Annotated in this window: 14 protein-coding genes; 7 read left to right on the top strand and 7 right to left on the bottom strand. The window is 66.2% G+C overall.

The window, feature by feature from the left end:
- The first annotated feature begins 1 nt into the window (after window position 1).
- From KF759_RS00150 to KF759_RS00125, 6 genes are all read left to right on the top strand, one after another.
- A complete protein-coding gene (locus KF759_RS00150) occupies window positions 2-985 on the top strand; it encodes a hypothetical protein (protein ID WP_291222105.1) in 984 nt (327 codons plus the stop codon).
- The gene (locus KF759_RS00145; RefSeq protein ID WP_291222103.1) at window positions 985-1,716 is read left to right on the top strand and encodes an ABC transporter ATP-binding protein; all 732 of its coding nucleotides are present in this window, start codon (window positions 985-987) and stop codon (window positions 1,714-1,716) included. Before KF759_RS00150 ends, KF759_RS00145 begins: the two co-directional genes overlap by 1 nt.
- An 859-nt stretch (window positions 1,717-2,575) precedes the next feature.
- A complete protein-coding gene (locus KF759_RS00140) occupies window positions 2,576-3,283 on the top strand; it encodes a DedA family protein (RefSeq protein WP_291222101.1) in 708 nt (235 codons plus the stop codon).
- 432 nt (window positions 3,284-3,715) lie between these two features.
- On the top strand, window positions 3,716-4,321 hold the full coding sequence (locus KF759_RS00135; RefSeq protein ID WP_291222100.1) for an RNA polymerase sigma factor: 606 nt from the start codon (window positions 3,716-3,718) through the stop codon (window positions 4,319-4,321).
- Complete coding sequence (locus KF759_RS00130) at window positions 4,318-4,692, top strand: hypothetical protein (RefSeq protein ID WP_291222098.1); 375 nt, start codon at window positions 4,318-4,320, stop codon at window positions 4,690-4,692. Before KF759_RS00135 ends, KF759_RS00130 begins: the two co-directional genes overlap by 4 nt.
- A gap of 10 nt (window positions 4,693-4,702) precedes the next feature.
- Window positions 4,703-5,386 (top strand): DUF3106 domain-containing protein, encoded by a 684-nt coding sequence (locus KF759_RS00125; RefSeq protein ID WP_291222096.1) that lies wholly within the window; start codon window positions 4,703-4,705, stop codon window positions 5,384-5,386.
- 18 nt (window positions 5,387-5,404) lie between these two features.
- On the opposite strand, the gene KF759_RS00120 is transcribed toward KF759_RS00125, so the two are convergent.
- Window positions 5,405-6,598, bottom strand: a complete 1,194-nt coding sequence (locus KF759_RS00120) for a DUF3667 domain-containing protein (RefSeq protein ID WP_291222094.1) — start codon at window positions 6,596-6,598, stop codon at window positions 5,405-5,407.
- Window positions 6,599-6,843: 245 nt separating this feature from the next.
- Here KF759_RS00120 and KF759_RS00115 point away from each other — a divergent pair, with 245 nt between their 5' ends.
- On the top strand, window positions 6,844-8,028 hold the full coding sequence (locus KF759_RS00115) for an RDD family protein (RefSeq protein WP_291222092.1): 1,185 nt from the start codon (window positions 6,844-6,846) through the stop codon (window positions 8,026-8,028).
- A 67-nt stretch (window positions 8,029-8,095) separates the two neighbouring features.
- On the opposite strand, the gene KF759_RS00110 is transcribed toward KF759_RS00115, so the two are convergent.
- The 6 genes from KF759_RS00110 to KF759_RS00085 all read right to left on the bottom strand — a co-directional run bounded on the left by KF759_RS00110 (window position 8,096) and on the right by KF759_RS00085 (window position 13,075).
- On the bottom strand, window positions 8,096-8,674 hold the full coding sequence (locus tag KF759_RS00110) for a YkvA family protein (RefSeq protein ID WP_291222090.1): 579 nt from the start codon (window positions 8,672-8,674) through the stop codon (window positions 8,096-8,098).
- 71 nt (window positions 8,675-8,745) lie between these two features.
- Entirely contained in the window at window positions 8,746-10,578 is a 1,833-nt protein-coding gene (locus KF759_RS00105; protein WP_291222088.1) for a phospholipase D family protein, read from the bottom strand.
- A gap of 2 nt (window positions 10,579-10,580) precedes the next feature.
- A complete protein-coding gene (locus KF759_RS00100; protein ID WP_291222086.1) occupies window positions 10,581-11,177 on the bottom strand; it encodes a YceI family protein in 597 nt (198 codons plus the stop codon).
- Between the two features lie 10 nt (window positions 11,178-11,187).
- Complete coding sequence (locus KF759_RS00095) at window positions 11,188-11,667, bottom strand: histidine phosphatase family protein (protein WP_291222084.1); 480 nt, start codon at window positions 11,665-11,667, stop codon at window positions 11,188-11,190.
- Between the two features lie 132 nt (window positions 11,668-11,799).
- Window positions 11,800-12,279, bottom strand: coding sequence for a hypothetical protein (locus tag KF759_RS00090; RefSeq protein WP_291222082.1), 480 nt, complete (start codon window positions 12,277-12,279; stop codon window positions 11,800-11,802).
- 163 nt (window positions 12,280-12,442) lie between these two features.
- Window positions 12,443-13,075 (bottom strand): ParA family protein, encoded by a 633-nt coding sequence (locus KF759_RS00085; RefSeq protein WP_291222080.1) that lies wholly within the window; start codon window positions 13,073-13,075, stop codon window positions 12,443-12,445.
- Between the last annotated feature and the right edge of the window lie 23 nt (window positions 13,076-13,098).

The raw sequence follows: 13,098 nt of genomic DNA, 5'->3' as shown, positions 1-13,098 counted from the left end.
CATGGCTGCCTCGATTCTGAATTCGCGCAAGGCGCTTGCGCTGGCCGACTGCTACGCCGATGCGGCGCGCGGCCGCTTTCGCCTGCACGCACTGCGCATCACCCTCGTGCTGTTGCCCGCGTGCCTTGTCGCCTTGCTGGATGCGTGGTCTGCCTGGCATGCACGCATGCATGCAATGTTGCCCTTCCTGCAGCGTCAGGGATTGTTCGTCGTGTCGTTCGCCGCACTCGGCGCCTGGCACTTCGCGAGACGTCGGCGCCAGCGTGGCGAACAGGTACATCGTGAGTCCTGGCTCGCGTCAGCGCCGATCGGCCACGAGGCGCTGAACGCACAGCTCATGCGCGAGGCGATCATCGCGTTGCTAGTGCCGGCAAGTGCGGTCTTGCTGATTCTCGCGGTCTGGGCCGTGCGCGACCTCGGTGGCGTACTGTCGGGCAGCGCGTTTGCGCTCGCAGCCGGATTTGCCGTGGGTTGGCATCACGGTCGCGTGCCGGTCGTCGACGCCGCGGCGCCCTTGCCACGGCTGCGTCAGCGCACGGCCGTGGACGCTGCGCGTGCCGACTGGTCGGCGCTGCGGCGATGGCCGGGAGCGCAATGGCTGGCCGACGCGCAGCCGCGCCAGCATGCACAGTGGGTGGGCGCTCTCTTGCTCACCTTGCCGGCAGGCACCACGCCGGCGATCGCCTTGCTTGAAATCGCCCTGCTGATCCTCGTGCTGGCTGCGTGGGGATTGTTGCGCGCGACACGCACGGCGCTGGCGTCGAGCATGATCTTCCTGCGCGTTGTACCGCTGCCACGGCGGCGATGGCAGACACATCTGCTCCTGCTTCCGTGCTGTGCTCAGCTGGCGTTGACCAGCGCAATCGGCCTCGTCGCGCTTGCTCTGGCTGCGCCGTTTTCGGTCGTGCTGGCGCTGGTTCTGTGCTGGCTCTTCGTGTGTCTGGGCGTGATCACTTGGGCGCTGCGATCTCAAGGGAAATGTTGATGAGTCCTCCCGTCCTCGAAATCCGCGGACTCGCGGCGCAACGGCGTGGTCGCCGCATCCTGCGCGATCTCGATCTGCAACTGGACCGTGGGCACTGGCTGGTGTTGCTGGGCGCGAATGGCAGTGGCAAGAGCACCTTGCTTGACTGCTGCGTGGATCGTTTGCAGCCGCTCGCGGGGCAAGTCCAGATCGAGGGACACAGCCTGCTCACCACGCCCGTCGCGGCCAAGCAGCGGCTCGGCTATGCGATCGCTCCGGAACGTCTGCCCGAACTGCTCAGCGCGCGCGAATGTCTGGCCGTGCAGGCGGCGGCCAAGGGACTGAGCGAGATCGATGAAGAGGTGCTCGAGCTCGCGCATGCCTTGGGTCTGGCGCCGTGGCTCGATGATGCCGTCGCGCTGATGTCCTATGGCACGCGGCAGAAAGTCGGCGCACTGATTGCCCTGCTCGGTGAGCCGGCCTTGATCGTACTCGATGAAACCTTCAATGGCCTCGACCCGGCCAGTGCCCTGGTGCTGAAAAGGCATCTGCGCGCGCGCGTCGACGCCGGGCGTTGCGCGGTGCTGCTGGCGACCCATTCCCTCGATCTCGCCCAGCATTGGGCCGACCATGTGACCCTGCTGCATGAAGGCCGGCTGCTGGAGACCTGGACGCGCGCGCAGCTGGAGGCTTCACGCACTGCCGGAGCCGATCTCGAGGATCTTCTGGCCGCGCGCGTTTCGATGCGCTGACCTTCTGCGTCTCACTCTCCGCCTGATGCGCAGGACTCCAGTCATCCGTGCTGCGGATGCGAGTGCATGGCTCGCCAAGCAGGTGGAATCAATCTCGGGACATGACGGCCCCGATCGTGAACCGGGCTCGTGCACGCTCGCAACATGCGGTTCTGGCCGATGGTCAGAGGCTGCTGCAAGTCTTATGCAACAGCTTGTTGCAGTCGATGAGGGTGGCTGGACGACTGACGTTGGAGATTTCGGCCCAGCCTTGCGGTCCATCACCCGCGCCCGGCGGCCCATGGATGGGTGCGTTGAGATATTGCCAGCGATCAAGGATTTCATGGAACTGATAACCACCCCGGAATCCGGCCCGTCCAACCAGGTGCGTGTTCGTTGATCACCGATGTCAGGCGGTCCGTTGCCATTGCCACCCCACTTGGCCTGCGGATCACCGGTCCTGGTTTCGGTGACGACCGGATCGTCCCGCGTACCGGCAGCGGCATGCCGATAGGTGACCGTGTAGCCGGCGATGCCTTGCCGCCCTTGGCCTGAAGGTGTCTCGCCAGCATTCGCGGGTGCGCCGATCGAGACCATCAGGGCAACCACGCAAGCGGCCATGAGTGTGCTCATTCTTTCCATGTTGTGGCCTCCTGTACGCCGTAATTCGGCATCGGGATGTTACAGACATATCGGGGGCAAGCCGCCCACGAGTGCATCCCAGCGTGCGATCGATCCAGGGGTTGGCACAATTTCGGAAGCCTGCTGGAAATTTGACCGCTTGCCACGGGCAGGTGGGCATCTAGGCGACGCCGTCGCGGGGCGCGCAAACCCGTGCGGGCAACGTAGAATCGGCGGCGACCCGTCCGCCTTGTCCGTGATGTCCCTGCTCGACGCCCTCATTCGCCTGTTCATCGAAAACGGCTATGCCGCCTTGTTCGTGGTGCTCATCATCTGCGGCATGGGCGTGCCGATACCCGAGGATGTCTCGCTGGTTGCCGGCGGCATCATTGCCGGGCTCGGCCATGCCGATCTGCGCCTGATGATCGTGGTTGGGTTGGCGGGTGTCATGGTCGGCGATTCGGTGATGTTCCTGCTCGGCCATCACTTCGGCCCGCGGGTGCGCAAGTTGCCGTGGATCGCGCGCGTGCTCACGCCGCGCCGCTACGCGCGGGTGCAGGAGAAGTTCGATCGCTACGGCAACCGCATGTTGTTCTTCGCCCGTTTCCTGCCCGGCTTGCGCGCGGCGGTGTTCCTCACTGCGGGCATGACCCATCGGGTTTCATACTGGCGTTTCGTCGCACTTGATGGTCTGGCCGCGCTGATCTCGGTGCCGTGCTGGATCTGGCTCGGCTATTTCGGCGCCGAGCGCCGGGATTGGCTGCTCGGCGCGATCCGCCAAGGCCACGGCATCGTGATCGCCTTGGTCGTGCTCGCAGTCGCGGTCGTCGGTTGGTTGCTGTGGCGCGGTGCGCGCCGACGCGTACTGCGTCTGCATGAGCATCGCCAGCGGCGTGCGCGCCGAGATGGCGCTGCCCAGGTGAGACTTGCCGGCGCGACGAAAACGGAGCGGCGCGAGCGCCAGTGAGTGGGGTAACGGCCTGTGGTCGCACCCGCTCTGCCACGGACTGGGCAGTTTGCATGACCTTTCTAAATGAATCGCTAAGGATTGGAGCCTAAGTCTGTGCTTCCGTAGGGAAAAACCGCTTATCCACACCGCCTGTGGATAAGTTTGTGGATGAACGCCAGGTCGGAGCGTCGATTCCGCGCGAAAAACGCCGCTTGTCTTAGCTTGGTCAAAAAATGACCAATTCCATGAAGGCTTGTTTTTCAATGACTTGCGTGGCGAGTTGCGGGAGTGGTCGGAATCGGTTCATGCTGCGTCGCCCGTGTCCGCCCGACAGCCTTCGATTGTGTACAACCCCTTGACGCGGCTGCCTCGAGGTGGTTTTGCGACGCGGTCAACCGATTCGCTGCCGCTGCGTTCTGGCGGGTGTCGAGTTGGCGTTGCAGGCGCTTCATGGGTGTGTTCGTTTGTCCGATGAGCGGGTTTGATTCGAGCCAGTTGGCGGCACCGCTTGCGGTCCCCGCTGCCGCCACGCTGGATGCCTTCCTGCGCGGGGTCGAACGGCGCGCCTGGCGGGTGGCCGAGCTGGCGATCCGCCAGCGCGACGATGCGGTCGATCTGGTGCAGGAAGCGATGTTCGGCTTTGTGCGTCGTTATGGGCAGCGCACGCCCGAGGAATGGGCACCGCTGTTCTGGCGTGTGCTCGACAGCCGCATCCACGACTGGCATCGCCGCCACGCGGTGCGCAGCCGCTGGACGGGCTGGCTCGGACGCCTGGGTGGCGATGCCGATGAGGAATCCGACCCACTGCTCGCGGTCGCCGATGGGCGCGAACCCGGCCCGCTCGCGCGCTTGGCCGATCGCGAGGCGGGCGCGGCGCTGGACCTCGCCCTGCGCGCGTTGCCGCTGCGTCAGCGCCAGGCTTTCCTGCTGCGCATCTGGGAAGGTCTCGATGTGGCCCAGACCGCGACTGCAATGCGCTGCAGCCAGGGCAGCGTGAAGACGCATCTGTCGCGCGCGTTGGCGCGTCTGCGTGAGCAACTGGAGCCTTACCAATGAACGATCCCCGTTCCGAACCCTGGCTCGAACGATCACGCGCCCTGCTCGACGAATCCTTGCACGAGATCGACGCGGCGACGCTGTCGCGGCTCAATCGCGCGCGTCAGGCCGCCTTGGGCAAGGCGCACGCGCAGCGGCCGTTGTGGCTCGGTCTGAGTGTTTTGGGTGCGACCGCCGTGCTGGTGCTGGCCTTCGGCCTTTCCCGACAAACGCCAGTCCCTGCGACGGCGCCCACGCCAGTCGTCGCGCCAAGCACGCAGGCCGATGTAGATGCCGATCTCGCTGTCGCGGATCCGGACAGCGACGAGCTCTACGAGAACCTCGATTTCTATGCCTGGCTGGCCGCTTCGGGCGGACCCGGTCAGGGCTGAGGAAACACCGATGGATGGAAGCTGCTGGAGTCCGTTGCGTGCCGTGACCGCTCGCCTTGCACTGGCTTTCGTGCTGGCATGGGTGCTGGCTGCACCGTTGCGGGCGCAGCCCGCCCCCGCGCCGCAGCGGCAGCCGTGGACGACGCTCAGTTCGCCCGAGAAATCGGTGCTGGCGCCCTTGCAGGGCCAGTGGGCCACGCTCGACGCGCGTCAGCAACTGCGCTTGCGGCAATTGGCTGCGCGTTGGCAGGACGCCACTCCGGCGCAGCGCGAGAAACTCTCGCGCTGGCTTGCGCGCTGGGCGGCGATGAGTCCGGACCAGCGTGCCGAACTGGCCCAGCGCCGCGCCCGCTTTCGCGCCCTGCCGGCGGAGCGGCAACAGCACCTGCGGGAAGCCTTCGCGCGCTTCAAGGCGATGTCGCCACAGCGCCGCGCCGAGCTGCGCGCGCAATTCGATGCGATGACGCCCGCGCAGCGCAGTGCCTTCATCGCCGGCGCACAGGCCGAGCACGAGCGCGCCGGCTTCGCCCGGCTGGCGGAACTGACGGTGCCGCAGCGACACGCCTTGCGCGCCCATCTGCGCGCCCTGCCGGCGACGCAGCGTGCCGCCGAACGCGAGCGCCTGCGCGAACTGTCGGTGCAGGCCTTGCGTGACTATGCCGACAGCCTGCCGCCAGCGCCGCCGCAGCCCTGACGACAAAGCGATCCCGGCTCAGGTCGCCGCGAGGCTCGCGATGATCGCGCCGGCGAGGCCGAAGCCGAGCAGGATCAGATAGCCCAGGCCGACGAAGCAGAACTTGATCGTCGTCATGAACCAGCCCTGACGGTAGACGCGCTTGGCCATCAGCAGCGGGTAAACGATGATCCAGGTCCAGATCGCCGCACTGATCCAGCCGCACAGGGTCACCAGCCAACCGGCATGCAGCAGCGCCCAGCTGTTGATCAGATTGACGAGCACGAGCAGGAGCAGCGACAGAAACACGAAGGCGTGGGCGTGCAGCGCCACCAGGAAGTGCTCCATGTACAAGCGCCGCTTGAACAAATAGGCGATCTTGAGCAGCAGGGCGAGCAGCGGCATCAGCACGAACATCGTCTGTGGCAGCACCGAAAACACGCCCTCGATCAGATGCGATGGATCGTGGCGCGCGCTTTTGAGATTGGCGGCGGTGCGTTGCGCCATCTGCAGCAGGCGGGCGTTGGCAAAATCGGGCAGCCAGGACACGCGCGTGCTTTCCGCGGTCGGCTGCCAAACCGCGCCGTTGATCTCGATGCCGCGACTGATCGCCGGATCAGGTGGTGTCGGCTTGCCCGCGGCGATCGCCGCGGCACGCTCGACGAGAAAGGCCTGGCGCTTGCGCGAAAGCTCGTTGCCCGAATCGATCCGCGCCTGTATCGCCTTCACCGCCTGACTCGAAATGCGTGCCGCGGACTTGGCGGTTTCCAGCGTCGCCGCATACTTTTCGGTGGCTTGCCGGAGATCCTCGGGCGTCTGCGCCGATGCGATCTGCTCGAGCAATTCGCCCGATTCGCTGTCGCCCAGCCGCAATGACTGCACCGAGGTGATGCCGGTCCCGACCTGGATCGCGAAGAATGCGATCAGGCACAGGAAGAAAAACAGCCGGAACGGTGTCACGTAGCGCGTGCGCCGTCCGGCGAAGTACTCGTTGGTCAGGAAGCCCGGGCGCAGGAACAGCGCAGGCAAGGTGCGGAAGATGCGCGAATCGACATTGAACAGGGTGTCGGCAATGTCCGACATCACGCTGGCCAGATGGCGGACCATGCCTTTTTCGGGTTGGCCGCAGGATTGGCAGAACGGTCCGAGTTTCGGCGCACCGCAGTTGGGACAGGTCTGCCCGGTCGCGGTCGGATCCGCCGCGGGCAGGGTCGGAGTCGGCGAGGAGTTCATGTTGCGCTCCCGGTCGTTGCGCGCGGTATGAGGTTCGCCCAAGCATAAGTCATCCCGGCGCCGCCGGAGCCGTCAAGCTGCGGAGGCTTGCATGCCCGGGTGTGGAAAAGGCTATCCTGCACCGGTCTGGATTTCCGCGGCGCGCGTCCATCGTGCCGCGCAAAGGGTGTCGAGGGAGCCTCGGGACCTGTTCAAACCACCGCGCAGGGAGTGGATGGCAACGCGGTCGACCAGAGGGGGTTTGCATGTCGGGCGGAAGCTACGCTCTCGTTCTCACCGGGGACATCCTTCCCGCTTTCGATGCCGCCACGGTGTGGCCACGGCTGGCCGTGTATTTGCGCCTGGATGCCGACAAGCTGCAGGCGCGACTGGTCGCGCGTGCACCGCTGACGATCAAGCAAGGCGATGATCTGGGCAAGCTGCAGACGCTCGCTTCGGGTATCGCCGCACTCGGCGCCGAGACCGAAATCTGCGCGCCTGACGGGCGCGGCGATCTGTTCGTCGTGCTGGCAGGAGGCGCGCGCGGGCCGGTGCCGCGCGTATTCGTCGACGATCGCATCGAGCGGGGTCTGTGGCCGCGCTCGATCCAGGTGGCCGATGTCGGCAGCAGCCAGTGGCAGGCCTATTCGGCGCGAGCGGACAGCGCACCGCCACCGCCGCCGGCCGAGGAGCCAGTGGCCGCCTTTGATGCCGAGGCGCAGTCGGGCCGCGACACCCTGCGCAGTTATCGAGCAGCGCCGGCCGTCGACAGCGGGCACAGTCTCGCCGCGACCGCGACGCCGACCACCGACGCGCTGGGTGCCTTGCCCTTGCCTGCGGGGGCGACGATCCATGCCGGTTTCTGGCGGCGCTGCGCCGCGCTCGGCATCGACGGTCTGCTGATTGGTCTGGTTCTGGCGGGAATCCAGGTCATGCTGCTCTCGGGCACCCTGGTGCATGCCCTGCAGGGCGGCAGGGTGGAAGATCTGGCCTCGCTGATCGGTACGGTCATGCTCATCGCCAGCCTCGCCTTCGTCGGCCAGTGGCTGTATTTCGCCCTGTTTGAATGCAGTTCCTGGCAGGCGACGCCGGGCAAGCGTGCGCTCGGCCTCAAGGTGGTCGATGACAATGGCCATCGCATCGGCTTCGGCCGCGCCAGTGGTCGCCATTTCGCCAAGATCCTGTCCGGGATGATCTTCAACATCGGCTACCTGATGGCCGGCCTCACTGCACGCAAGCAGGCCCTGCATGACTATGTGGCGAGCACCCTGGTGGTGTTTCGCGCGGTCGAACCGGGCAATCCACCACCCGCGCAGCGGCCACCGATGCCCTGGTATGGCTGGCTGATCAACCTGCTCATGTTCGGTCTGCCGCTGGCGGTCTGTGCAGTTGCGCTGGTGATTCTGGGCGGCGCCTCGACTGGGCTGCTGTCACAGATCTCCACGCACTGAGCCGGGTCTGGCGGCCAATGAAAAGGGCCGCTTGCGCGGCCCCGTGTTCCGGTGTGGCGGTGTGTTTTCAGCCGCCGAAGGAGAACAGACGCGGACGCCAGCCATCGTTGGATTGATAGCTCTGACCGCGCCGCTTGCGCATGCGATCGATCACTTCGACGCGGCGTGCTTCGGCCCAGTCCACGCGCTGGGTCTTGAGTGTGGCCGGATCGACACCGCGAGCAGCCGCCTCGCGGTTGCGGAAATCGACAAAGTCCTCGTAGGCGTCGAGTTCGTGATGCAGCTCGCGCTGGCACAGCTCGATCATGATGGCATCGTCGAGGAAGCCCAATACCGGCACGTTGTCGGGGATGATGTCTTGCGGATTGGCGAAATAGGTCAGGCAGGCGAGCACGCGCTGCCTGTCTTCGGCAGGCAAGCCGAAGCCTTCGTCATTGACCATCGAAATCATCAGGTCGAGCTTGTGCAGCCGCTGCGCGATGAAGTCGGGCACCTGGATCTTGTGGCCGTCAGCGAGCAGCTGGGTGGCGGCGTCGGCAATCTGCTGCGGAGAAAGGTTCTTGGTGTTCTCCTGCGCCTTCTTCATCGCGTCGATGAAGTGCTGGAGATCGGCATCGCCGAGTTCGATGGTGATCGCGAGCGACATGCGGAAATCTCCACGGCAAAGAGCGGCACAGACTATCGAGGCGGGGCCGGCCACGTCAATCGCCGTGCGCCTCAGAGGATCCCGGCGAGGCCGGCGCCGAAGGCGGTGATGATGCGCGTGTAGATGGTCTTGAGCGGCAGGTCGACCTCGGGGAAATCGCCGACATCACGGTGGCAGGCATAGAATCCCGGATCTTCGGGTCTTGACGGCGCGCAACCGGGATCGAGCTCGAAGCTCGAGCTGTAGCGGAACGGCCACAGGTCGAACAAGGGCAGGCGCGCGGACAGGTCCGCGATCGGTTCGTTGATCCGTGCCAGCAAGCCATTGCGCTGGCGCGGCGCGATCAGCCAGGCATTCCCCGGCGCGGTATTGCGCAGGATCGCCGCCTGCACGCGCGCCGCGACCGCCACGTCGGCGATGATGAAGCCGGATTCGGTGTTGTAGTTGTCCGAGCGCGGATCGAAGTTGTGCGATCCGATGATGGTGATCGCGCGGTCGATCACCAGCGATTTGGCATGCAGGCCCAAGCGCACGCCGCCACGTCTGAGCGGCGCCTGCGCGTAGCGCTGGTAGCGACCCGCGTTGTCACCGCCAGCGAGCGCGTCGTAGTCGGCGATGAACTCGGCAGCATCCTGCGGGAACGGTTTGAACTCGTGGATGCGAAAGCCATAGCTGCGCAGATAGCGCTTCTTGTACTTGTAGGACAGCGCATAGACGTAGAACGCATCGGTCGCAGCGAGCGAGTTGGTCGAGACGATCACTTGCGCCGGATCCTTGCGCTTGTGCAGATAGCGGAAGATCCGGCGCGCCTTGCGGCTGAACACAAGATAGGGCGTCTCCAGCACGACCTCGTGCTTTGCCTGCAACAACAAGTCGCTGATGCGCGTGGTCAGCGCGAGCAGGGCCGGATCATCGGCGCGCTGGGCCTTGTCCGGTGCGTCGGAAAAGTAGTCGACCGCACCGACCCATTGTGCGCGCGCCGCCAATGCCTGCATCGCCTGCGGGTCGACCGCGCGTGCGCGCAGCGCGTCAACCCGTGACTGGTCGATGTCGGGCGGCGCTTGCAGTGCCCGATGCTGCAGTCCGTCGCGGACAAGGCGATGGTTGACATCGTTGAGGCGGGTCAGCGGCACCGCGCGCGGATGCTTCCAGAACTGCTCGAACGAGGCCTGCATCTGCGCGCCGCTGCGCGGACCGATCACCAGCACGTCACGGTCGCGGTAGTCGAAGGTCTGGTCCCAGTCGAAATAGCGGTTCTCGTAGTTTCGCCCGCCGGCGATACCGATCTCACCATCGACGAGAAACAACTTGTTGTGCATGCGCTGGTTGAAGCGCGAGAAGCAGCACAGGATGCTGGCGGCGAAATCCACCGGCTGGGTCACGGCCTTGTCGAAGGTCGGGTTGTAGAGACGGAACTCGAGATTGACGTGGGCGCGAGCGATGCGGGCGAGCCACTCCTCGTCATCCAGTGAAAACAGCTGGTCGGCGAGGATGCGCACCTTGACCCCGCGCCGCGCCGCCGCGATCAGCTCGTCGAGCACCAGCCAGCCAGCGTCGTCTTCGGCCCAGATGAAGGTCTGGATGTCGATGCTGTGCCGTGCGGCACGGATCAAATGGACGCGGATCTGCAATGACTCGGCGCCCTGCTCGAGCACATCGACCACGTGTGCCGGCGCCCCGTCGCGATCGTCCCGGCGCGCGGCATCGGCGAGTTCCATGTAGGGCGAAGCGAGCGCGCAATGGTCGGCGCGATCGCAGTCGAGTGCGGTCGGACGCTCCTGCGCAACCAGATGGGCGGCTTGACGCGCGAGCGGCCGATTGAGGCCGCAAGCGCCAAGCAGCAGCACGCTGGTGACTGCCAGCCAGCGCAGCAGGCAGGCGCCTGGTGATGACGCTGCGATCACGCTCATCCCGGTGCCAAGGCGTCACGTGCGGTGTCGCCAGCGACAAAGATGTTGAAGTCGATTTCGACCTTGTCGGCGAGCGTGCCGCGATGGCTCGTCATGCCGAACCGCGAGCGGCGGATCGAACCATTGACGCGGATCGGACACTCGAAAGCCGGATGCGCGCATTGCGCAGGCAGGAGTTCGAGGCGTACTGGCTGGGTGATGCCGCGCACGGTCAGGCGGCCGGTGAGTTCGCCACCTTCGCGCAAACGCAGGCGGGCGAATTCATCGGAGACAAAGCTGAGCTGCGGGTGGTGGGCAGCATCGAAGAACTCTTCCGACTTGGCCCAGGTCTCCTGGCGCGAGCTGGCCATGTGCAGGTTGCGCACATCCACGCGTGCCGTCACCTGCAGGCTGTCGCGAAAGTCATTGCGGCGGATCTCGCCGTCGATGCGGCCGAACTCGCCATCGATGCCGAACAGCCAGATGAGTTTGACGCGGAAGCTGCCGCTCGACCGCTGCGCATCCAGGCGCATGAAGCGGCCGTCATCGCTCGCGGACGCCTCGCGGGCCAGCAGCACGGCCACCAGCGCGAGCGCGAGCAGCACGGGGCGCATCGGTCACGTCCTAGGGCCACCAGAAGTGGCGGACCTGGGCTTGGCCCGGCTCGATTTCACCCTGCGGCAGGGACAACCAGGCGACAGCACCCGGTGGCATGCCACGGCCGGCATCGGAGGCGCCCTCGCTGAGCAGGGCCAGCAGCGATTCGAAGCCTGGATTGTGGCCGACCAGCATAAGGCAGCGGGCGTCGGTGTGCTCATCGAGGATGCGCAGCAGGGTCGCCGGCGTGGCCTCGTAGATGCGCGCGTCTTCCGTTGCGCGCGGGCAGCCAAGCGCGCCGACCAGCCGCTCGCAGGTCGCCTGTGCGCGCTGTGCAGGCGAACACAGCACACGATCGGGCGTGGCACCGTGCTGCTTGAGCCAGAGTCCGGCGGCGTCGGCTTCGGCGATCCCGGTGGCGCTCAAGGTGCGTTCGAGGTCGCCTTGGCCGGACGCTGCATTTTGCGCATGCGCGTGACGAACGAGGATGAGGTCACGCGTGCTCATGGCTGATCACTCCGTTGGACTGCGACGATGATGCCGCAACCGGGACGGTTGTGGTCAAGTCATGTCGCAGCCCATGTTACCGGCGCTGCACGCGCACTTGCCCGCGCCGGGCTCGGGACCGGCGCCGGGCGCTCAATGCCCGGGCGCGTCGTGCTTGCGCGGTCCGCGGGGATGGTCGGGTCGCAGTTGGTCGAGCGATACCGTGTCGCCACCGTCGGCCACGCGATCGAAGCGGACCATCAGCGCCGTCTCGAAGTCGCTGCGCGACACCTGACTGCTGCCGGGTGCGGCGAAGCGCTCGACGAAACGTCGCGCGCGACGCTCGGCCCGTTGGCGCGCCGCCGGCGAATCGATGATTTCTCCGACGCTGACAACGCCGTCGCCATTGGTGTCGATCCTGGCGAAGCGCGCATCGATCCAGGCCTGGTATTCGGCGCGGCTGACCTGGCCATCGCCATTGGCGTCGAGGCGCTGGCGCGCATGGGCCGGTGCCGACACGGGCTGCGCGCCCGGGGTGGTAGCGGGCGGCGTGGCTGCGCCTGCGGCGGCCATGCCGAGCAGGCAGGCGGCGGCGAGCGCGCAGCGGGTGAGGGAGCGGGAAAGGACTTGCATCGGGGCATCTCCGGTTCGCAGCGGGGAGGGCTGCACCGGCTTTGAACGCGCCGGGCGCGAAATGGCTGACCTGCGCTGCGCAAAGACCACGCAAAGGCATGTCAGCACATGCAAACGGGCCGGCGAGTCGACCCGCCTGCTTCGCCCACTCCGTCGGCGCGGCTCAGGCGTGCTTCTTGAGCCAGCGGATCAATTTGGCCCAGTCTTCCTGGTGCGAGCGCACCTGCTCGGAGTGGTAGTCGAAGATGCTCTTGCCCAGCGCATTGGCGAGCACGTAGCCCTGGGTGTCGCGCAGCTGCGCCACCAGCGGGAAGCCCAGCGTCTGCATTTCCTCGACCGCGGCTTGCGAAGCGTTGGTCCAGGGCTTGAGGCGGTTGGCGACGAGGCCGACCGTGGCCTTGCCCTTCTTCACGCGCGGCAGGGCCGCGACTTCCTCGAGAAACGGCGTGGTGGCTTCCAGATCGATGGCCGAGGGCAGTACCGGCACCACCAGCACGTCGGCATAGTCGAGCCATTCGGCGACTTCGTTGGCGCGGATACCAGCGGGCGTGTCGATGATCACGCACTGGGCATCGGCGGGAACCTGCCTGGCCCAGTCGCGGCGCAGGCCGGGCACTCCGAGTACCGCGTCGGGATGGATCGCGCGGCGTTCGCACCAGTGCAGGCTCGAACCCTGACGGTCGGCATCGACCAGTACGGTGTTCTTGCCGTCGACCGCAAAACTTGCGGCCAGATTGGTCGCGATCGTGCTCTTGCCCGCGCCACCCTTGGAACTTGCCACCAGTACCTTGAGCATCATGCCTCCGCCGGTCTGCAATG

Source organism: Dokdonella sp. (genome assembly GCF_019634815.1).
GTDB lineage: Bacteria > Pseudomonadota > Gammaproteobacteria > Xanthomonadales > Rhodanobacteraceae > Dokdonella_A.
This window is presented reverse-complemented; position numbering and strand designations above follow the sequence as displayed.